This window comes from Ruegeria sp. HKCCD7221, from assembly GCF_013031225.1.
GTDB lineage: Bacteria > Pseudomonadota > Alphaproteobacteria > Rhodobacterales > Rhodobacteraceae > Ruegeria.
Map to the genome: position 1 here is coordinate 1,103,799 of NZ_WPZE01000001.1, position 19,401 is coordinate 1,123,199.

22 protein-coding genes are annotated in these 19,401 nt (G+C 58.2%); 8 read left to right on the forward strand and 14 right to left on the reverse strand.

From position 1 onward, the window contains the following. Position 1 precedes the first annotated feature (1 nt). Positions 2–217: a twin-arginine translocase TatA/TatE family subunit gene (locus GOX73_RS05420; RefSeq protein WP_039531114.1), complete on the reverse strand. Its 216-nt coding sequence runs from the start codon at positions 215–217 to the stop codon at positions 2–4. Positions 218–435: 218 nt separating this feature from the next. Between GOX73_RS05420 and GOX73_RS05425 the strand changes: the two genes are divergently transcribed. Beyond that, the gene (locus tag GOX73_RS05425) at positions 436–741 is read left to right on the forward strand and encodes a hypothetical protein (RefSeq protein ID WP_171124758.1); all 306 of its coding nucleotides are present in this window, start codon (positions 436–438) and stop codon (positions 739–741) included. Positions 742–762: 21 nt separating this feature from the next. Beyond that, positions 763–1,434: a YafY family protein gene (locus tag GOX73_RS05430; protein WP_171124757.1), complete on the forward strand. Its 672-nt coding sequence runs from the start codon at positions 763–765 to the stop codon at positions 1,432–1,434. 63 nt (positions 1,435–1,497) lie between these two features. On the opposite strand, the gene GOX73_RS05435 is transcribed toward GOX73_RS05430, so the two are convergent. From GOX73_RS05435 to GOX73_RS05470, 8 genes are all read right to left on the reverse strand, one after another. Continuing rightward, the gene (locus GOX73_RS05435; protein ID WP_171134811.1) at positions 1,498–2,661 is read right to left on the reverse strand and encodes a M23 family metallopeptidase; all 1,164 of its coding nucleotides are present in this window, start codon (positions 2,659–2,661) and stop codon (positions 1,498–1,500) included. 62 nt (positions 2,662–2,723) lie between these two features. Further along, a complete protein-coding gene (locus GOX73_RS05440) occupies positions 2,724–3,374 on the reverse strand; it encodes a protein-L-isoaspartate(D-aspartate) O-methyltransferase (protein WP_171124753.1) in 651 nt (216 codons plus the stop codon). Continuing rightward, positions 3,371–4,153, reverse strand: coding sequence for a 5'/3'-nucleotidase SurE (surE, locus tag GOX73_RS05445; protein WP_171134812.1), 783 nt, complete (start codon positions 4,151–4,153; stop codon positions 3,371–3,373). The genes GOX73_RS05440 and surE overlap by 4 nt, the downstream gene beginning before the upstream one ends. A gap of 121 nt (positions 4,154–4,274) precedes the next feature. Beyond that, a complete protein-coding gene (locus GOX73_RS05450; protein WP_371808570.1) occupies positions 4,275–5,360 on the reverse strand; it encodes an ABC transporter ATP-binding protein in 1,086 nt (361 codons plus the stop codon). A gap of 80 nt (positions 5,361–5,440) precedes the next feature. Beyond that, positions 5,441–6,487 (reverse strand): methyltransferase domain-containing protein, encoded by a 1,047-nt coding sequence (locus tag GOX73_RS05455; protein ID WP_171124748.1) that lies wholly within the window; start codon positions 6,485–6,487, stop codon positions 5,441–5,443. Positions 6,488–6,588: 101 nt separating this feature from the next. Further along, on the reverse strand, positions 6,589–7,701 hold the full coding sequence (locus GOX73_RS05460) for a hypothetical protein (RefSeq protein ID WP_171125304.1): 1,113 nt from the start codon (positions 7,699–7,701) through the stop codon (positions 6,589–6,591). A 3-nt stretch (positions 7,702–7,704) separates the two neighbouring features. Next, on the reverse strand, positions 7,705–8,484 hold the full coding sequence (locus GOX73_RS05465) for an SDR family oxidoreductase (RefSeq protein WP_171125302.1): 780 nt from the start codon (positions 8,482–8,484) through the stop codon (positions 7,705–7,707). 73 nt (positions 8,485–8,557) lie between these two features. Continuing rightward, positions 8,558–8,920 carry a SnoaL-like domain-containing protein gene (locus GOX73_RS05470; RefSeq protein WP_171124746.1) on the reverse strand — a complete coding sequence of 121 codons (363 nt, stop codon included), beginning with the start codon at positions 8,918–8,920 and terminating at the stop codon, positions 8,558–8,560. 109 nt (positions 8,921–9,029) lie between these two features. Between GOX73_RS05470 and GOX73_RS05475 the strand changes: the two genes are divergently transcribed. The 4 genes from GOX73_RS05475 (at position 9,030) to GOX73_RS05490 (ending at position 13,898) form a co-directional block, all read left to right on the forward strand. Beyond that, the gene (locus GOX73_RS05475) at positions 9,030–10,634 is read left to right on the forward strand and encodes a peptide chain release factor 3 (protein ID WP_171124744.1); all 1,605 of its coding nucleotides are present in this window, start codon (positions 9,030–9,032) and stop codon (positions 10,632–10,634) included. Beyond that, positions 10,635–11,429, forward strand: a complete 795-nt coding sequence (locus GOX73_RS05480; protein ID WP_171124742.1) for a hypothetical protein — start codon at positions 10,635–10,637, stop codon at positions 11,427–11,429. Further along, positions 11,426–12,355 carry a glycosyltransferase family 2 protein gene (locus GOX73_RS05485; protein ID WP_171134813.1) on the forward strand — a complete coding sequence of 310 codons (930 nt, stop codon included), beginning with the start codon at positions 11,426–11,428 and terminating at the stop codon, positions 12,353–12,355. Before GOX73_RS05480 ends, GOX73_RS05485 begins: the two co-directional genes overlap by 4 nt. A 184-nt stretch (positions 12,356–12,539) precedes the next feature. After that, a complete protein-coding gene (locus GOX73_RS05490; protein WP_171121636.1) occupies positions 12,540–13,898 on the forward strand; it encodes a DEAD/DEAH box helicase in 1,359 nt (452 codons plus the stop codon). Here the strand turns inward: GOX73_RS05490 and GOX73_RS05495 are convergent. Genes GOX73_RS05495 through GOX73_RS05505 form a run of 3 tightly spaced genes read right to left on the reverse strand, consistent with a single transcriptional unit; the run spans position 13,895 to position 15,899 of the window. Continuing rightward, the gene (locus GOX73_RS05495; RefSeq protein WP_171124738.1) at positions 13,895–14,797 is read right to left on the reverse strand and encodes a DMT family transporter; all 903 of its coding nucleotides are present in this window, start codon (positions 14,795–14,797) and stop codon (positions 13,895–13,897) included. The genes GOX73_RS05490 and GOX73_RS05495 overlap by 4 nt on opposite strands. A gap of 21 nt (positions 14,798–14,818) precedes the next feature. Beyond that, entirely contained in the window at positions 14,819–15,703 is an 885-nt protein-coding gene (locus tag GOX73_RS05500) for a fatty acid desaturase (RefSeq protein ID WP_171124736.1), read from the reverse strand. Beyond that, a complete protein-coding gene (locus GOX73_RS05505; protein WP_171121639.1) occupies positions 15,696–15,899 on the reverse strand; it encodes a DUF2061 domain-containing protein in 204 nt (67 codons plus the stop codon). Before GOX73_RS05505 ends, GOX73_RS05500 begins: the two co-directional genes overlap by 8 nt. Positions 15,900–16,006: 107 nt before the next feature. Here GOX73_RS05505 and GOX73_RS05510 point away from each other — a divergent pair, with 107 nt between their 5' ends. Continuing rightward, positions 16,007–16,867: a helix-turn-helix domain-containing protein gene (locus GOX73_RS05510; protein ID WP_171124734.1), complete on the forward strand. Its 861-nt coding sequence runs from the start codon at positions 16,007–16,009 to the stop codon at positions 16,865–16,867. Between the two features lie 71 nt (positions 16,868–16,938). Then, a complete protein-coding gene (locus GOX73_RS05515; protein ID WP_171121641.1) occupies positions 16,939–17,121 on the forward strand; it encodes a hypothetical protein in 183 nt (60 codons plus the stop codon). Here GOX73_RS05515 and GOX73_RS05520 read toward each other — a convergent pair whose 3' ends face one another. Both GOX73_RS05520 and GOX73_RS05525 read right to left on the reverse strand, forming a co-directional pair. Continuing rightward, positions 17,122–17,883 carry an SDR family oxidoreductase gene (locus tag GOX73_RS05520; RefSeq protein WP_171124732.1) on the reverse strand — a complete coding sequence of 254 codons (762 nt, stop codon included), beginning with the start codon at positions 17,881–17,883 and terminating at the stop codon, positions 17,122–17,124. It abuts the gene before it with no gap. Beyond that, a complete protein-coding gene (locus GOX73_RS05525; RefSeq protein WP_171124730.1) occupies positions 17,880–19,346 on the reverse strand; it encodes a carnitine 3-dehydrogenase in 1,467 nt (488 codons plus the stop codon). Before GOX73_RS05525 ends, GOX73_RS05520 begins: the two co-directional genes overlap by 4 nt. Between the last annotated feature and the right edge of the window lie 55 nt (positions 19,347–19,401).

Consider the following 19,401-nt stretch of genomic DNA (forward strand, 5'->3'; position numbering starts at 1 on the left):
CTTATGCCTTATCTTTGTCAGTCTCGGGCGTGACGTCCTTTGCGAGCTCGGACGCGTCCTGCTCCAACTCATCCGCGCCTTCTTTGACGCCCTTTTTGAACGAAGTGATACCCTTGCCCACTTCACCCATGAGCGAGCTGATCTTGCCACGGCCAAACAGCACTAGCACCACAACCGCAATCAGCAGAAGACCGGGAAGGCCGATATTGTTGAGCATGTCATATCTCCTTGTACATCGACGCACTGCGCCGGGAATGTGATCTGAGTTCGTGTCTACGCCCGGATCCTCGATTGCAAAAGTCAGGGCTTGCAATTTGTGCAGTAAATTTGATCGCCCTACCCTTTTTTTGAGGCTCGCTTTTTGCAACTGACAGGTTTATGTCAGTTGTAGTTGGCTAGGTAGAGGACATCGAAACCTGGTCAACGGAGACTCAAATGACCCATGTTGCAGAAATCGTCACCTTCAGCCTCGCCAATAGCACCACGCCGGAAGAGTTTGTGAAACTTAGCCGGGCCTCCGAAGGCTTTGTCCGGTCTGCTCCCGGCTTCACCCATCGACACTTAAGCCAGGGCGAAGATGGCCGCTGGACCGACTATGTGATCTGGACGGATATGAAAGCGGCCAAAGACGCCGCCGCGCAATTCCCGCAGCAGGACTTTTGCGCGGATCTGATGGCTGCGATCAATCCGGAAAGCATCCAGATGCGCCATGAGAATGTGCTATGGAACATGACCGCCTGATCGCGGTCGAAACGGTGTGTCATGCGCCGCACTGACCGCCTGTTCGACATCATCCAGATTCTGCGCGACGGTAAACTGCACCGCGCGCAGGACATTGCGGACCGGCATGAGGTGTCGGTTCGCACGATCTACCGCGACATGGATACTCTCGTCGCCTCGGGCGTCCCGGTCGAGGGGGAGCGCGGCGTAGGCTACATGGTGCGCGAACAAATCACCCTGCCCCCCCTGAACCTGACCCCAGCCGAGCTAGAAGCGCTGAACCTCGGCATGGCGATCGTGGCCGAAGCCGCCGACCCGGATCTGAAAGCCGCCGCCGAAACTCTCGCCGACAAGATCGACGCGGTGCTACCGGCACAGGTCGTGGCCGAGGCCGACGCCTGGAAATTCGCCGTTTATCCCTTTGCCGATGCCGCGCGCGGGCTGGCGCATATGGCGCCAATCCGATCCGCCATCAAGTCGCGCCAAAAGCTCCTCCTGTCCTACCGCCGCATCGACGGCGTATTGACAGAACGCACGATCCGCCCACTGCATATGGAATACTGGGGCCGCGTCTGGACCCTGACGGCATGGTGCGAATTGCGCGCAGGCTTCCGTGTCTTCCGCGTAGACCTGATCGAATTCGTGCACCCCTTGCCAGAAATCTTTGCCGACGAGCCCGGCAAAAGACTAAGCGACTTCGACCCCGAAGCGTGATCCGCGCTTCATCTGGCTAAAAATATCCCCACCGGAGGTATGGCCCGATCAGGGCCATTCCCTTTAGTTCAAGTAGGGTTCCGGATCGACGGCCTCGAATCCTTTCCGAACCTCGAAATGGACATAAGCATTGTCGCCGCCGCGCAATGCAGCAATCTTTTCGCCCCGGCGCACGCGATCGCCCTTTTTCACCGCGATGTTTTCGACATTGGCATAAACGGTTAGCAAGTCGTTCTTGTGCTTCACAACGATGATCGGCACCTGATCAGCGTCTGCGGTGATCGCGGCCACCGTACCGGCTTCGGCGGCTTTCACCGCAGTTCCCGGTGCCGCCGCGATATCAATGCCCTCGTTCTTTCCCTTGTTATAGGTACGGATAATCGTCCCCGTGACGGGCAGACCCAACAGGGAGTTGCTCTGGTTGGTTGGGGCTTCAGCCGTAACATCAGGCGCAGGTTTTGCTGGCGCAATCACTTCTTCCGGCAAAGGTTGCGTCGCGCTTGGCGGAGTGGGTGTCGGCGACCCCTGCCCCGGCTGCGTCACGTTGGTTGCCGGTTGGCTTGCCTGTTGCGGCGCAGGCTGGCTTTTGATCGGGATCAGCAGGAACTGCCCTTCACGCACTGTAAAGTCTGAATCCAAACCATTCCAATCGGCAAGCGCATCCACCGGAACGTCATAAAGCCGTGAGATCGTAAAGGCTGTTTCGCCCCGTTTCACCTTGTGCCGGATCGGTTCCGGTCCCGCAGGCACCGGGGCCGGGGCTGGCGTCGTGGCCGGTTGCGCAGGTTCCAGCGTCGACGTTTGCACGGACCCATCCGTCGGTGCGTCGTCAATGGCTGTTCCGGCGATCGCGGCGATATCCACTGTACTGCCGGCACCAACCGCCCGAGGCAGGGCAACAACCTCGCCATCACGCAGGGTGTCCGTCGGCTTGAGGCCGTTGAAGGTGGCAAGCTCGCCCTCGGGCAACCCGACCCGTGCGGCCACGTCCCTCACTGTGTCACCACGGCGCGCTATGGCCACCTGATATGTTGGATAGCTGATCACGCCGCGTGCATCCGGCGCCGGTCGGCTTGTTGTCGCGGATTGCGCCGCGTCAGTTGTCGAAAACCCGCCGACCTGCCCGCGCAGATCATAATCGAGCGGGCCTTCACATCCCGCCAAAAGGGCCAGAGCCGCGGCTCCGGTTGCGCAGCGTCGTATCGCTGACTTGGAAACTGCTCTCATTTTGCTGTCCTCATCACCTGCCCCTGTTGGCCGGGGTTCCGGTGCATCTGCAAAGTAATCCTTTACGCCCCTTCTTTTCCCAACCCCTCTAGCAGAGGCACGAAACGAACGGGCAACAATTCATCATATTCCAGACCGGTCTCGGTTCGCCGCACGCGGATCAACGTCTGAACCGCATCCGACTGCCCCACCGGTAAAACCATGATACCGCCGATTTTGAGCTGCGCCAAGAGTGGCCCGGGGGGGTCTTCCGCCGCCGCCGTCACGATGATGCGGTCGAACGGTGCCTGTTCCGGCAGGCCAAAGGATCCATCCGACAGCATCGCTGTCACGTTAGTCAGCCCCATATCGCGGAACAGATCCCCCGTTTCACGGACCAACCTCTTGTGGCGCTCGACGGTGTAAACCCGGCGCGCCAGCTTGGACAGGACGGCGGCCTGATATCCGGACCCCGTGCCGATTTCCAGAACTGTATCGCGCGGACGCACGTCCAGCGCCTGCGTCATAAGCCCAACAACTGACGGCTGACTTATTGTTTGACCACAGGCAATCGGCAACGGAGTGTCTTCATAGGCGCGCTCAGAAAACAGGCCTTTGACAAACTTTCCGCGATCAATCTGCTCCATCGCGGCCAGAACACGTGCATCCGTCACCCCGCGCGAGCGCAAGGCAAACAGAAATTGCATAATGGTTTCTGCGCTTGGTCCGCTCATTCGATCGACTTCAATGCCTCAAGCGTGTCATGCGCTGTCAGGTCCGCGCGCATCGGCGTAACCGAAATATAACCGGCCAGATTTACTGCGGCGTCCGTTCCGGGCGCGGTCGGGTTGTGCTGATAGCCCCCCTTGATCCACAAAAAGCGCCGCCCCGAAGGAGAGCTGTGAGGTTCGACCGAGAAATGTGTATCCCGGCGGAACCCTTGCGGCGCGATCCGCGTCCCCAACACTTCGTCCGCAGGAACCGGAGGGAAATTCACGTTGTAAAACAATCGGTAATCGCCCTGTTCTGCTGGGGTAGCATCCAGAATTTTCCGTACAAGGTCGGCGCCGTGCCGGGTTGCTGTCTCAAAGGGATCGTCCAGCCCAAGATTACGCGGGCCAAAATACTGCGACAACGCGATCGCGGGGATACCTTGTAAGGCAGCTTCCATCGCGCCGCCCACGGTTCCAGAATACAGCGTGTTTTCGGCCGAGTTGTTTCCACGATTCACACCCGACAAAACCAAATCCGGCGGCGCATCCTTCATCACGTCGTGCAAGCCAGCCAGCACGCAATCGGCGGGCGACCCTTCAGCCGCAAACCGACGTTCACCCAACTGGGCCATCATCATCGGATGCGTATAGCTGATGCAGTGACCAACGCCGGACTGTTCGAATGCCGGCGCGACGACCCAAACCTCACCATCGGGCCCTGCAAGTTCTGCGGCAATCGCCTCGAGCGCGATAAGCCCCGGGGCGTTGATTCCATCATCGTTGGTCAGAAGAATACGCATATGCCCCATCCGTCCCTGCGTTTTTTCCTTGATAGACCCGCCCCTGCGCGGCGGCAAGCGACCCGCGCACGCAATCTGCGGCTTTCGCGCACCACTTGGCCCTAATCTGTGGTTACAGGCGTCACTCGGGGAACACGAAACACCGGTCCCGGCGGACCGTCAGCCACATAACGCGCCCCGGCTGGGGCAAAAAGACGTTGGGTACCGTCGCTTTCAGGATCGAGCCGTCATGATCCATGCGAAACTCAACAAGGCTTTCGTTGCCCAGAAACCGCGAACGCTCGACCACGCCTCGGGCCGCGACGCCATCCGTCGCCGTTGGGAGCGGCCCTTTGCCGTTGCGATCAAAGTCCAAGCGAACGTGCTGAGGGCGGAAAACGATCTCGACATTCGTGCCATCAGCGACGCCGGGCGCCAGAAACTGCCCAAACGGCGTGTCCGCCAAGGCCCCATTCACTTGCGACCTTAAAGTATTGAGATCGCTAAAAAAGGTCACGGCCGCCTTATCAGCCGGGCGCGTATAAACGTTATAGGGCGCGCCTTGCTGAACGATCTTGCCCCGTCGCATCAACGCGATTTCGTCTGCCATGCGCATGGCCTCTTCAGGTTCATGAGTGACCAGAACCACAGCCGCGTCTTCCTGCTTGAGGATCGCCAGGGTCTCATCCCTGATGCCATCGCGCAGCCGGTTGTCCAGCCCCGAGAAGGGTTCATCCATCAACATGATACGCGGGCGCGGTGCCAGAGCACGCGCCAATGCCACCCTTTGCTGCTCACCCCCTGACAGGTGATGCGGAAAATCGTCGATGAACCGCATCATGTCGACCTTGCGCAGCAGTTCTTCGACGCGCGCGCGTTTCTCGTCCCTGCGCCCCTTCAGGCCAAAAGCGACGTTGTCCGCCACGCTGAGATGGGGGAACAGGGCAAAGTCCTGAAACATCAACCCAATTTCGCGCCGTTCCGGAGGCACGCGAAACACGGTGTCGCAGATCAGTTTCCCGTCGACGTAAATCTCACCGGATTCTTGCATGTCGACCCCGGCGATCATCCGCAGTGTCGTTGACTTACCACAACCGGACGGTCCCAGCAGACAGGTGACCTGCCCCGCCTGAACGGTCAGCGAGACATCGTCAACCACAACCCGCCCTTCATAGCGCGCGACCAGATTGCGAATTTCCAGACGTGGAGGAGTTGCGTCTACTGTCACCGATGGACCCCGTTGCCTTTCCCGATCAATTCCATCGGACTTGGGCGGGGATAGCAACCCCGCCCCTCAGGCGCAAGGGATCAGCAACACCCGCCGGACAGAGCTTCACCGGCGGCTTCAAACGGGCTTTCCCCGCCACACCCTTCGAAAATGCCATAATGGGTCGAGAAATCGCCGATAAAGTCGAAATGCCGGGCAAATCGTGTGTCTTTCAACATCATCCACGTATTACCGCAAACCGGAAAGACCTTGCCGGTTTCAATCGCATGATGGTCATCCAACTCAAACAGATGCGGAGCGTGAGGGATGGTGCCCTTGTAGATCACCGCCTGCCCGTAATCCTCGCAAGCCGGTTCCAGCTCTGGCAGCTTGAACAGACGATACGTCGCGGACAGGAACTTCAACGGCGCAACGCGCTCCTCCAGCACCGGGTTTTCAATGGTCAGCGGTCGGTGAGTCACACAGCGTGGATCGCCAAATCCTGCCTTGCGCGAGATCGACAGGAAATCATTCCAATACAGCGCCCCGGACAGGCATTCACCGTACAAAACCTCATCCTCGGCCATAGCCTGAGGCACGCGTCGATCGGCGTAGACGTCCGAGAAATACATCTCGCCGCCTTCTTTCAGCAGGCGGTGCGCCCCGCGCAAAACCGCCTCTTTATCGGTGGCCAGATTGATGACGCAGTTCGAGACGATGATGTCGAACGAGCCGGGCTCAAGGTCCAATTCGTCCAGTTTTTCGATATAGCCGTGATGGAATTCAACATTCGACGCTCCGTGACCAAAGGCCTGTGCGTGATAATCCTGATGCGCTCGGGCGACGTCCAGTTGCTCGGGCGTCATATCCACACCAACCACGCGGCCTTTTTCGCCCACCATAGCGGACAGAGCGTAGACGTCGCGCCCGGCCCCACAGCCCAAGTCGAGGATGCTCATCCCCTCAAGATCCAGCGGGGCGATCAACCCGCATCCATAGTAACGGGTCAACACATCGTCATGAATTTGCGAAAGAATTTTCTTTACATGATCCGGCATGTCATCCGGCGTGCAACATGCGTTGGTCTGCAGGTCAGAACTGCCTTGCAAGACTTCGCCATAGTAATTCTGCACCGACTCATGCTTCATCCCGAGCTTCCCTCTGTTTCGCGACAGACATCAGCTAGATCAGAGCGGTGTCAGGTGCAATCCAAGCCTTCGACATTTAACAGAACTGTGAGTTGCCCGCCTCAACCCAGCAGTTCGAAATCGACGCCCGCGCGCACCCGACCATTCACCTGAATTTCCAACCGATGTGCGCCGGGGACCAGCTTGAAGGTTGTCGCATCGGCTTTAAGCTTGTGCTTCTTTCCCAGTTTTAACGCCCCGTCGCGCAAAGCCGATTGCTTGAGTTTATGCACCTTTGTTGAAGTTTTTCCTCCAGGCCTTTGAAAGTGAATAATATAATCTACCAAAACGGGTTGGTCACTCTCTCCGGTCAAAGCCACATCAAACTCCAACGCCCCGCCAATCCTGGCCTCACCAAGAACAGCGATGCTTGCCGAAACCTCGGCTTCTGGGTCAAAGCCCAGCATCTTCATGGCCTTGGGGTGGCCCGATTTGACCAGCCCGCGCAAAGTGTGCGTTGTCATCCATCGCAATTCATCAGCGTCTTGATGCGCGTCCTGCGACCAGCTTTGCAGGCGGCTCAGAACCAGTTCGGGGTCCTTCTTTGTGATATCATTCAGATGATTGGCGACCGAGCGTGTAACGTAACGAGTCTTGTCCGCGTGAAGCCGGTCCAACAATGGTAACGGATCAGTCAGGTCCAGCCCGACCGCCTGCCCCCACGGCAGCCTTGGCCGCGTTCCTTCGCTAACCAGTCTGCGCACGTGATAGCTGTCGTGATCGCACCAAACTTCCATACGCGCCATCACCTTATCTGGATGGTGGTTAAGGAATGGGCGAATGGCCCATTCCATTGAAAACCTCTGCGTCAGTTCTTCGATCACGTCCAGCGCCAGATCGGGATGGTCCAACCCAACGTCCACAACCCAATCGCCCAAGGGCGCAAAGATGAAGTCACCGAAATCATCATCCGTCTTGGTCGGGTCCAACGGAGGGGGCAAGGCGTTCAACAACGTCGGCGCAACGTCCGGCAGATCACCGGGAACGGCCTGTTGCAGACACGTGGCGATCCACGCCATACGCTCTTTCAACTCAAGACCAGACAGGCGGGACATGACCTGCGCTTGAAGCGCATCCACATCGAAACCGGGGTCGGCTGCCGCGAAAAGCCCCGCCAGATAGCGGGTCTTTTCTGCATTAAATAACTGATCTTTCAGTGAAAAATTTTTCGCCATCATCTACATCGTCAGGTTGGTCCCACCGCCGTCCAGCAGGATATTCTGACCCACGATAAACCCCGCGTGCTGGGAACACAGAAAAGCGCAGGCCGCGCCAAATTCCTGCCGTGTGCCATAGCGGCGCGCGGGGATCGTGGCGGCGCGTTCGGCACGGGCGTCTTCCATCGAGATGTTCTTTTGCAAGGAAACCCCGCTGTCCAGCGCATCGGCGCGGTCGGTGGCGTGAATGCCGGGCAACAGATTGTTGATCGTCACCCCTTGGGGGGCCACCTGACGCGCGGTTCCGGCGACATAGCCAGTCAGCCCCGTCCGCGCCGCGTTCGACAGGCCCAGCACGGCGATGGGCGCGCGCACGGATTGCGAGGTGATATTGACCACGCGCCCCCAGCCTTTGTCCATCATTCCCGGCAGCAAGGCCTTCATGAAGGAAATCGGCGTCAGCATGTTGGCGTCCAGCGCTTTAATGAAATCTTCACGCTCCCAATCCGACCACATACCCGGAGGGGGACCACCCGCGTTTGTCACAAGAATATCAACACCCTGCGCAGCTTCTATGACCTGCTCCTGACCGTCCGGCGAAGTGACATCGCACGCGACCGTCTGAACGTCCACGCCATGGTCCGAGCGCAACCGCGCGGCTTCAAACTCTAACGCCTCGGAACCGCGCGCGTTCATCACGAGATCGACCCCCGCTGCGGCCAATGACTCGGCACAGCCCAGACCCAATCCCTTGCTACTGGCACAAACCAGCGCGCGTTTTCCTTTGATTCCCAGATCCATCTGATCCTCCCCATCTGTTGTTGTTGCCATGTCTAGCACCAGCCAGACAGGGAAGACCAGAATTCAAGAACGATCAGTAAAAGAACTCTTCCCGAACAATTTTTCCGTTCGCCACATGATAGACGCCAACCTCTTGCATATCAAAGGCTTCACCGGTTTCTTTCACCCTGCCCTGCACTGAAAAAATCACCGCAAAGCGATCTTCACCATGAGGAAAGGGATCACTGACTGAAGCGCCCGAGACCTCGTGCGCGCCTTCCCACCATTCGTGTTTACCTCGAATGGCGTCGCGACCGTGGGTTTCACGCCCCATATCCATGAAATCCTGCCCTTCGACCGAAACGGCATCCTCGGCATAGAGCTTATCCAGATTTTCCTTGGCGCGGTCTTCGCGACAACCAGCCACCAGCTCATCGGCAATCTCTTTCAAATTCATTTATCCACTCCACTATTTGTTCACTATATGTTCTTATTGCCATAGCTGTACGATTCGAACCACCCCCTTTGTCTTGCCTCGGCAGGATTCCCCGCCTATACGCGCGATTATGCTTGATACCTCGAACCAACCCTCCCTGCCGCCCGAGATCGCCCGTCGCCGGACCTTTGCGATCATCTCGCACCCGGATGCGGGCAAGACGACGCTGACGGAAAAGTTCCTTCTATACGGAGGCGCGATCCAGATGGCCGGTCAGGTCCGCGCCAAAGGTGAGGCGCGGCGCACACGCTCGGACTTCATGCAGATGGAAAAGGATCGCGGTATCTCGGTTTCCGCTTCGGCAATGTCGTTCGACTATGGGAACTTCCGTTTCAATCTGGTTGATACACCCGGTCACAGCGATTTCTCGGAAGATACCTATCGGACGCTCACCGCTGTAGACGCTGCTGTGATGGTGATCGACGGCGCGAAAGGTGTGGAAAGCCAGACGCAGAAACTGTTCGAGGTCTGCCGCCTGCGCGATCTGCCGATCCTGACCTTCTGTAACAAGATGGACCGCGAAAGCCGCGATACGTTCGAGATCATCGACGAAATTCAAGAGATGCTGGCCATCGACGTCACTCCCGCCGCCTGGCCGATTGGCGTGGGGCGCGATTTCATCGGCTGCTATGACATGCTGCGCGACCGCTTGGAACTGATGGACCGCGCCGACCGCAACAAAGTGGCCGAGAGCATTCAGATCGACGGTTTGGACGATCCCAAGCTGGCCGAACACGTCCCAGAACATCTGCTGGAGAAACTGCTGGAAGAGGTCGAAATGGCGCGCGAATTGTTGCCCAAGCTCGACCCGCAGGCAGTGCTTGAGGGGCATATGACCCCAATCTGGTTCGGCTCGGCGATTAACTCGTTCGGCGTCAAGGAATTGATGGAAGGCATCGGTGCATACGGCCCGCAGCCACAGGTTCAATCGGCTGAACCGCGTCAGATCGCGCCGGATGAAAAGAAGGTCGCAGGCTTTGTCTTCAAGGTGCAGGCCAATATGGACCCCAAGCACCGCGACCGCGTAGCGTTTGTGCGAATGGCCTCGGGACATTTCAAACGCGGCATGAAGCTGACTCATGTACGGTCGAAAAAGCCCATGGCGATCTCGAACCCGGTGCTGTTTCTGGCCTCGGACCGGGAATTGGCCGAAGAAGCATGGGCCGGCGACATCATCGGCATCCCCAACCACGGGCAACTGCGCATCGGTGATACCCTGACCGAGGGCGAGGCGCTACGCGTCACCGGAATTCCGTCCTTTGCGCCGGAACTGCTGCAAACCGTCCGCGCGGCAGATCCGTTAAAAGCCAAGCATCTGGAAAAGGCTTTGATGCAGTTCGCCGAGGAAGGTGCAGCCAAAGTGTTCAAACCCTCGATCGGGTCTGGCTTTATCGTAGGTGTGGTCGGTGCTCTGCAATTCGAAGTGCTCGCCAGCCGGATCGAGATGGAATACGGCCTGCCTGTTCGGTTCGAGGCGTCGCAGTTCACCTCGGCCCGTTGGGTCAGCGGTGACAAGATCGAGGTTGAAAAATTCGTCAACGCCAACAAACAGCACATCGCGCACGACCATGACGGCGACATCGTTTATCTGACTCGCCTGCAATGGGATATCGACCGGGTGGTGCGGGACTATCCGGCATTGAACCTGACGGCGACCAAGGAAATGATGGTTTGATTGCAGTGGCAAACACCCCGCCGCAATCTCTTGGGCATGAACGAGATTGACCTGACCTATCCCGACGGTCTGACAGGCGTCCTGGACCGTTTTGAGGGCCGCCGCGCCCCGTTCGACTTTGGCGCTGAAACGCTGCCGCCTGCTGATGCTGCTCTGGAGCCTTTGACTGTTCAGATCGTTGCTGAGGATGCGGCGCGGCTGGGTCCGGGGTCGCCCAACACATCTTGGGCGCGAAAACGGGCGCGGATCGCGGAAGAATTCGTAGGCTCGACCGAACTGGCATTCCTGAACGCTCAGTTGATCGCAAACCTGCGTAAAAGGGATTTTCCGACACAATGCCCGACCCTGTTTCAGCGCCTCTGGGCCGAGCAATCGGCGCATCTGTTGCAGGTATTGGACCTGCGTTGGCTGGTATCCTCGGTGCAGACATTTGCAGATCACGGCATGACCCCGACCCAACGTGAGGTCGGTCATGCCTTGCGCATGTTGTTTGGTCTGGTCAAACTGTATGAGTTTGAACGTCTGTTTTCCGGCCACCCACCCTCGGATGCCTTTCGGCTGCGACACAAAGTCGATGCCGCCCTGCCAATGGGGATGGAGGGGTTTTCGCTGGATAGTGGTGGTCTGGATATCAACCTTATTGCGCCGATCTGGTCCAAAGCTTTGACCGACCCAACCATAGCGCCGTTGGCCAATCATCTTCTGAACAGGCTTAACGCGGACCCCGGCACTGTGTTCCGACGCCTGAAACTAATGCGAGAGATGCGGGCGGCGCGGCAAAGGGCGCGGCAGTGACAACTTGGGGCATCGTATCGACTGTTCGGGGAACGGCGAAGGACATCCTGCGGTTTGTGGCCTACCACCTCGATCTTGGGGCCGATCAAATCTTTCTGTTTCTGGACGAGCCCTGCCCCGACGCCTTCAATGTGCTAATTCGCCATCCGATGGTCGAGGTCCGCATCTGCGACACAAGGTTCTGGGCCTACAGGCAACGCAAAAGGCCCGATACGCATCAGGTGCGACAGACCGCAAATGCCAGCTTTACTTATCGAAAGGCACAAGTTGACTGGCTGACTCATATTGATCTGGACGAATTCCTGTGGACCCAGACCCCTGTTGATGAACAGTTGGCAGAGATTCCGGATGACGTCCCCGCGGTTCGTGTCCGTCCGATTGAACCCGTCGGGGGCACGCAGGATCAGTACAAGGCCTATATTCCTACCGGTCAGGGCCGCGACGGGATTATGCAAACGCTTTATCCGAATTACGGCGCATTTGTTCTGGGTGGATTCCTCAGCCACGTTCAGGGCAAGCTCTTCGTGCGTACCGGCCTGCCCCAGATCAATTTCCGCATCCACAACCTGTTTCAGAACGGAGAGATGTGCCCGGTAAAGACCGAGTTACCCGGAATCGACCTGTGCCACCGCCACGCGCCTGACTGGGATCATTTCCGGGCGCATGTCCTATTTCGGATGCAAAGCGGATCATACAGGGCCGGAATGTCCCCGAACGTGCCACGCGAACAGGGCGGGTTGAACATGAACGAACTGCTGAGCTGGATAATGACCGAAGGCGGCGAAACCGGGCTTCGCGCGTTTTACGATGAAATCAGCGGTACAGACCCCGAGGTTTACGCGCGATTGAAGCAACATGGGTTGATCCGCTATCGCCCGTTCAATCTGGACGAAAAGCTCGCGAAACACTTCCCCGGAACCGCCTGAATTGTTGCGCGAAATCCAGACTATCACGGACCGCCGTTACGTTAACGTGTCTTCATTTGACGCTGATCGACGTTTTTGTTATGTCCCCGCCCAAGCCGAAATGCGCGCTGCTGCGTATGGTCATCCGGACCCGGCATTCCTTTGACGCGCGGGCCAGGTCTAGTGTCCGCAAAAACGGACATACATGACAAAGTTTAACGAACTGAACCTGAACCCGAAGGTCCTCAAAGCCATTGAGGAAGCCGGATACGAAACCCCCACCCCGATCCAGGAAGGTGCAATTCCCCCTGCGCTTGAGGGCAAGGATGTTCTGGGTATCGCCCAGACCGGCACCGGGAAAACCGCAAGTTTTACTCTGCCGATGATCACCCTGCTGGCCCGTGGCCGCGCACGTGCGCGGATGCCGCGATCGCTGGTGCTGTGCCCGACGCGGGAACTGGCCGCGCAGGTAGCCGAAAACTTCGACACCTATACCAAGCACCTGAAACTGACCAAGGCGCTGTTGATCGGAGGCGTCAGCTTCAAGGAACAAGAGGCGCTGATCGACCGTGGCGTCGACGTTCTGATCGCCACGCCCGGCCGTCTGCTGGACCATTTCGAACGTGGCAAACTGTTGCTGACCGGCGTTCAGATCATGGTGGTGGATGAGGCTGACCGGATGCTGGATATGGGCTTTATTCCCGATATCGAGCGCATCTTTTCGCTGACCCCATTCACCCGCCAGACACTGTTCTTCTCGGCCACCATGGCCTCTGAGATCGAGCGTATTACCGACACGTTCCTGTCAGCCCCTGCCCGCATCGAGGTTGCCCGTCAGGCGACGGCGTCTGAAACAATCGAACAGGGCGTAGTCATGTTCAAAGGTGGTCGCCGCGACCGTGAGGCCAGCAATAAACGCAAGGTCCTGCGCGCACTGATCGACGCCGAAGGCGACAAATGTACGAACGCGATCATCTTCTGCAACCGCAAGACGGATGTGGATATCTGCGCGAAGTCGCTGAAGAAATACGGCTATAACGCCGCCGCCATCCATGGTGATCTGGACCAGTCGCAGCGTATGAAAACGCTGGACGGGTTCCGCGACGGGTCGCTGCGCCTGTTGGTGGCCTCGGATGTGGCTGCGCGGGGTCTGGATATCCCGTCGGTCAGCCACGTGTTCAACTTTGACGTGCCCGGCCATGCCGAAGATTACGTTCACCGGATTGGCCGGACGGGTCGTGCCGGTCGTGAGGGCAAGGCAATCACCATCTGCTCGGGCCGCGACGAAAAGGCGCTGGATGCAATCGAAAAGCTGATCCAAAAGGAAATCCCCCGGATCGACAACCCGATCAAGGACGAGCCGAAGTCGGACGCGCCCAAGCAAGAGAAAAAAGCCAAGCCGTCGGATGAAAAGAAAAGCGACAGCAAAAAGAGCGACCGTAAAAGGGAAAAAGAACCCAGGGGCCGCAATCGTCGCGACGGTGGTGGCGCGAATGTTGTAGGAATGGGCGATCATATGCCCAGCTTTATCGCACTCAGCTTTGATGAGCGCCGAGCCGGTTAAATCGACAACACCAGCACAACTATCGACGCACCCAGCAATGTCATCCCGGCGATCTCGCGCCGGGTGATGGTCTCGCGGAAGAACAGCAGCGAAGCGAAAAGGCTCAGGATCAACTCGACCTGTCCCAGCGCTTTGACATATGCCGCGTTCTGCAATGTGAAGGCCAGAAACCAACAAAATGATCCGCTCAGGCTGGTGAGGCCGACAAATACTCCGGTCCGGCGCGTGTCCCAGACAGCCCGTAATTCGGCCCGGTCCCGCCACAAAAGCCAAAGCCCCATGCTGAGAAACTGGAACGACACCACAACAGCCAGTGTCACCAGCGCCCGGAACCACGCGTCGATATCACCCAATTCCAACGAAGCCCCGCGGTAACTGACCGAGGAAAACGCGAACAGAACACCCGACCCAAGCCCCAATCGCGAGGCGCGATTGGTCAGGTGTTTCCACCACGCGCCATCCCCGCCGGGGTTTTTCGACAGCAACAGAACCGCCGTCAGCCCCAGAATGATCGCCGCAAACGCCCCCGCCGACACCTGATCGCCAAGGACCAGAAAACCCACAATGGCGGTCTGGATGACTTCGGTTTTCTTGAAGGTGATCCCAACGGCAAAATTGCGCTGCTTGAACAAAGCGACCACACAGATTGTCGCAAGAATCTGAGTTGTCCCGCCAACCACGGCGAACAGCCAAAATTTGGCGGTCAGATGCGGCAGGCCATACCCTGTCAGCATCAAAGCCACAGCCAACCCTAGCACCGCCAGAGGCATCGAATACGCAAACCGCGCAAATGTCGCGCCAGCCGCACTCAGCTTCACGCTACTCAGCGATTTTTGCAGCATGAAGCGAACGGTTTGAAACGAAGCAGCCGCGAGAGTGACGGGAATCCAAAGGCTCATGCCGACCCTTGTGGCCTTAAATCAATCCCTTGGCCAGAGCGGATGCGCAACCGGGTCCTTCGCACGCACGAAGAACGCGCGGAAAATTTCGGCGTAAGAGCGATACACATAGGCGCTGTTTCTGGCCAGATAGCGGTCTTTCCCCTCGTGATACAAAGATGGCAGCTTGTACCAGGGCGCGGCAGGGTTCATGTGATGAACTACGTGCAAGTTATTGTTCAGAAACAGAAACGCCAGCGGACCACGGTCTTCGACGATGACGGTTCTGGCACCTGCATCTTCGTGTGCCCGGTGTTCCAGAAAAGTTCGGATCTTAACCAGACCCAACCCGATATATGCAGACGTGACATAGGCCCAAATCGGCATACCGGACTGCGCAACGACCCCAAGAACAACAGCGACTCCGACAAGATGCAGCGCCCACGCCCTCAGAACATTCCGGTCACCGCGAAAGGTGGCGCGCAGCTCATCCCGCGTGAAGACATATTGCCCAATCGCCGGGCCCAGAACGATACGCCCCAGCAGAGTGTTATTCGCAGACAGCAACAGCCGTTGCCAACCGCGTAGACGACCCCAGACCTTCGGATCGAGGTAATTCGACTCCGGGTCGTCGTACGGGTCGGTCAAGGTTGCGTCCCTGTGGTGGGCAAGATGCAGGTCTCGAAAACGCTGATACGGAATGAACAGCGTCAACGGCAGGGCCATAAAAGCCTCGTTCAACCAGTTTTGCCGGAATGGATGCCCGTGCAACGCTTCATGCGTCAGTGAGGAATGCATGGCGGCGACACACCCCATCGCCGGGATTGCCACCCATAAAGGCGCGTAGAAAATCACACCCAGCCAAGCTGCATAACATGTCAGAATCAGCGCGAAGGTGATCCACTCGGGCCCCTCACGCTCAGACATTGCGACCCCACGTGATACCAGCCCAAACGCGTTCATAAATTACGTACAAGGTCAGACCGATCGCGGTGTTCACAATCGCCAATGTCCCGCCGATTGCAGCGGACCCAGTTGCCACCAACCCAACAAGGGTCATGACAATCAGCCCCATCGCATTCCACAGCACCGCCTTCACGACCGATCTTCGTCGTGTTTCCATTCCGTCACCCATATTCTTGTTATGTCTCAAGAATTACGGACAAGAGGTCAGGTTGAAAATTCTGAATATGATTAACAAAATTCATCAAATGTGATATTTTCAAACATATGCAGAATAAAATCGACAAACGAGACCGCGCAGCACAGTTCCGACAGCGCCTTGCTCGCGCCATGGAAGAAAGGCGGGTCAGTCAAAGCGCGCTGGCACGTGAGATCGGAGTGGACCGTTCAACTGTGTCGCAGCTTTTGACGCTCGATGGCGCTCGGCTGCCGAACGCGCATGTGGTCGGCAGTTGCGCTTCGGCCTTGGGTGTGTCGGCGGATTGGCTGCTGAGCCTTTCTGACCGCCCTGAAAGCGCGGCAGAGTTACTGGCAAGCTCGCTCACCATGACAGAAGCGCCACGCGCCCTTGTGGATGAACGGATATTTGAATGGCACAAAGAGGCTGCAGGCTACAAAATCCGTTATGTTCCAGCAACTTTGCCTGACATGTTGAAAACCCGCGCAGTGCTGGAATGGGAATACGCGCCGCATCTGGGCAGAACAGCAGATCAAGCAATCGGGGCGTCAGAAGACCGCCTGACCTGGATGCGCCAGGCACAATCAGACTACGAAGTCGCGATGCCGCTGTTTGAAATCGACAGCTTTGCTAACGCGACCGGTTACTATCACGGACTGGACCTTCAGACGCGTCGGGAACAGATCGACCATCTGCTTGCCTTGTGCGAACAACTTTACCCCCGAATGCGCATCTATCTTTTTGATGCAAAGCGACTTTATTCTGCGCCCGTCACGATATTTGGCCCGCTGCTGTGTGTGTTTTATGCCGGAAGTCATTATATGGCGTTCCGAGACCGTGATCGTATCGAAACCTTCACGCGCCACTTTGACACACTGGTCCGCGAGGCCGACGTGACCGCGCGGGATTTTCCATGCCACCTGAAGTCGTTACGCGAAAGGATGCGTTAACCTCCAACCTGTGTTATCGTCGATTGGCGCGAACTTACGGGCATTCCGACCACAGACGGAGGACCACAGGAATGGACGCACTACAAACCGCACAATACGCACGCGCCCTTTATTCGGCGCACGGTGACCGGGCCGAGGCCGAAGCCGCGCTTAAAATGCGCGAATGCCAAGCCGCCGGAAACATACAGCAAGCGCAGGACTGGCAGGCGGTTCGTCAGACCATCCGCCAAATACGCGGGCCAAATCAGGGATAGTCAGAGTTTTGGATCGGGGTTGACGGTGTGGCCGTCCACGGCGATCACCTGCCCCGACACCAGCCGTGCCGCATCCGAGGCAAGGAACACGGCCATATCCGCGATGTCCCGTCCCTCGACAAACCGGCCCATCGAAGTGCCGGACGCGTAGCCGTTATACACTTGGTCGCGGGTCATCCCCTTGGCCGCCGCCTCACGCTCTAGCACACCTTCCATGCGCGGGCCTTCTACAGCGCCGGGGCAGATCGTGTTGCAACGCACGCCAAACGGCCCAAGCTCCATGGCAAGCGTCTTGGCCAGTCCGATCACCCCCCATTTCGCCGCCGCGTAGGGCGCGCGATTGGGGTATCCGTATTGTCCGGCAGTCGAGGATGTGATCACCACAGCCCCGCTTTTTTGACGCTTCATGATCGGCGCGGCGTACTTCGCGCACAGAAACACACCTTCAAGATTAACGGACAGGCACGCCCGCCAATCCTCAATCGCCACGTCCTCGACCACGGCCGTCGGCCCGGCAACGCCTGCATTGGCGCATAACGTATCCAACCCGCCCCACTCGGCTTCGATCTTCGCGAAAATATCCGCGACGGTGATTTCCTCAGCCACGTTGATTTCGGACTTTCGCCAATGCGACGGGCAATGCGACAGGGCCTCGGGATCCAGGTCCGCCACCCAGACTTGCGCACCCGCCGTGTCAAACGCTTCGGCCATGGCCCGACCGACGCCCGAAGCGCCGGCTGTAATCAAAACACGCCCGCTCATGACGGTTTGCGGATCGCAGCACCCGCGCCTTCGGGATACGGCAAGGCGGCCTGCGCTTCGGAAATCCGGGCCATCGCTGCCTCAATCTCGGCTGACGGAGCACTGGGGCGGCGGGTCTCAAGACTGACATGAAGCAGGAAGCTCTCGCCCGTGGCCAGCAGCTTGTCACCCTCATACATGCTGTGGAAAACATGCAGCTTCTTGCCCTGCCCCAGCAACAACTGCGTGCGCACCTCAATCTTCGCGCCCGCATGTACTTCGTCGATATACCGAATGTGGTTTTCGGCGGTGAAATAGCTACCGCCCGAGGCGATATAGTCCGCATCACAGCCCATGATCTCCATGAACCGGTCAGTGGCGGCCGCGAAGGCCTCAAGATACCGCGCCTCGTTCATGTGGCCGTTATAGTCCGTCCAATCCAAAGGTACCGCGCGCGCGACGGTCAGAATCGGCTGGCTCAGGTCGGCTTGGTCGATAGTTGGCAGGGCACCGGGCTTCAACACGGAATCGTGTTGGTTCAGGACCGCCCCCGCACCCCAGTTCTGCGCCTTGAGCGCCCGCATCATCCCCACAAGATTGTTGTCGCGAATACGCTCCAATTCACGAATCGAGTGCATACCCGACTGCGCATCCGACTGTTCGGCGATCATATCGACCAACTCATCAGTGAACTCGGGCACATCCATCAGCTTGGTCCATGGCCATTTCAGCGCTGGCCCGAACTGCGCCATAAAGTGCCGCATCCCGGCCTCACCGCCTGCCACGCGGTAGGTCTCGAACAGGCCCATCTGCGCCCAGCGGATGCCAAACCCCATGCGGATCGCCTCATCAACCTCTTCGGTGGTGGCGATGCCATCCTTGACCAGCCACAGCGCCTCGCGCCAGACGGCCTCAAGAAAGCGGTCTGCAATATGAGCGTCGATCTCTTTCTTGATGTGCAAAGGGAAGAAACCGACGGATTTCAGCAGCCCCTGCGCGCGCTCGACCATTTCTGTCGGGTTCTTGTCGGTCGGCACCAGTTCGATCAGCGGCAGCAGATAAACCGGGTTGAACGGATGCGTCACCACGATCTGTTCAGGCCGCAGCGCACCTTCTTGCAGTTCCGAAGGCTTGAATCCGCTGGTCGACGACCCGATGATCGCCCCCGGATCACACGCCTCTTGCAACCCCTTGTAAACCTTCAACTTCAGGTCCAACCGCTCGGGCACGCTTTCCTGAATCCACTCCGCGCCCTGCACGGCATCGGCCAAGTCGTCATGGAAACTCAGCACGCCCTCGGGCGGCAACGGCACATCACTTAACCCCGGCAGCGACCGCCGCGCATTGTCCAGAACCTCCCCGATCTTGCGCTCGGCCTCAGGATCAGGGTCAAAAACCCGCACATCCCAACCGTTCAGCAAAAACCGCGCGGCCCACCCGCCGCCGATCACGCCACCACCAATGATTGCCGCCGTGTTTGTCATATCACGCCCCAAACTTCATCTTTTCCAAAATACTCCGGGGGTTTGGGGGCTGGCC

Bases quoted from the DNA above. Each gene is read 5' to 3' on its own strand.
- GOX73_RS05525 (WP_171124730.1), bottom strand. From the start codon at position 19,346: ATGACAAACACGGCGGCAATCATTGGTGGTGGCGTGATCGGCGGCGGG.
- GOX73_RS05440 (WP_171124753.1), bottom strand. From the start codon at position 3,374: ATGAGCGGACCAAGCGCAGAAACCATTATGCAATTTCTGTTTGCCTTG.
- GOX73_RS05495 (WP_171124738.1), bottom strand. From the start codon at position 14,797: ATGAGCCTTTGGATTCCCGTCACTCTCGCGGCTGCTTCGTTTCAAACC.
- GOX73_RS05430 (WP_171124757.1), top strand. From the start codon at position 763: ATGCGCCGCACTGACCGCCTGTTCGACATCATCCAGATTCTGCGCGAC.
- GOX73_RS05420 (WP_039531114.1), bottom strand. From the start codon at position 217: ATGCTCAACAATATCGGCCTTCCCGGTCTTCTGCTGATTGCGGTTGTG.
- GOX73_RS05455 (WP_171124748.1), bottom strand. From the start codon at position 6,487: ATGAAGCATGAGTCGGTGCAGAATTACTATGGCGAAGTCTTGCAAGGC.
- GOX73_RS05490 (WP_171121636.1), top strand. From the start codon at position 12,540: ATGACAAAGTTTAACGAACTGAACCTGAACCCGAAGGTCCTCAAAGCC.
- GOX73_RS05505 (WP_171121639.1), bottom strand. From the start codon at position 15,899: ATGGAAACACGACGAAGATCGGTCGTGAAGGCGGTGCTGTGGAATGCG.
- GOX73_RS05460 (WP_171125304.1), bottom strand. From the start codon at position 7,701: ATGGCGAAAAATTTTTCACTGAAAGATCAGTTATTTAATGCAGAAAAG.
- GOX73_RS05435 (WP_171134811.1), bottom strand. From the start codon at position 2,661: ATGAGAGCAGTTTCCAAGTCAGCGATACGACGCTGCGCAACCGGAGCC.
- GOX73_RS05515 (WP_171121641.1), top strand. From the start codon at position 16,939: ATGGACGCACTACAAACCGCACAATACGCACGCGCCCTTTATTCGGCG.
- GOX73_RS05475 (WP_171124744.1), top strand. From the start codon at position 9,030: ATGCTTGATACCTCGAACCAACCCTCCCTGCCGCCCGAGATCGCCCGT.
- GOX73_RS05510 (WP_171124734.1), top strand. From the start codon at position 16,007: ATGCAGAATAAAATCGACAAACGAGACCGCGCAGCACAGTTCCGACAG.
- GOX73_RS05470 (WP_171124746.1), bottom strand. From the start codon at position 8,920: ATGAATTTGAAAGAGATTGCCGATGAGCTGGTGGCTGGTTGTCGCGAA.
- GOX73_RS05465 (WP_171125302.1), bottom strand. From the start codon at position 8,484: ATGGATCTGGGAATCAAAGGAAAACGCGCGCTGGTTTGTGCCAGTAGC.
- GOX73_RS05425 (WP_171124758.1), top strand. From the start codon at position 436: ATGACCCATGTTGCAGAAATCGTCACCTTCAGCCTCGCCAATAGCACC.
- GOX73_RS05520 (WP_171124732.1), bottom strand. From the start codon at position 17,883: ATGAGCGGGCGTGTTTTGATTACAGCCGGCGCTTCGGGCGTCGGTCGG.
- GOX73_RS05500 (WP_171124736.1), bottom strand. From the start codon at position 15,703: ATGTCTGAGCGTGAGGGGCCCGAGTGGATCACCTTCGCGCTGATTCTG.
- surE (WP_171134812.1), bottom strand. From the start codon at position 4,153: ATGCGTATTCTTCTGACCAACGATGATGGAATCAACGCCCCGGGGCTT.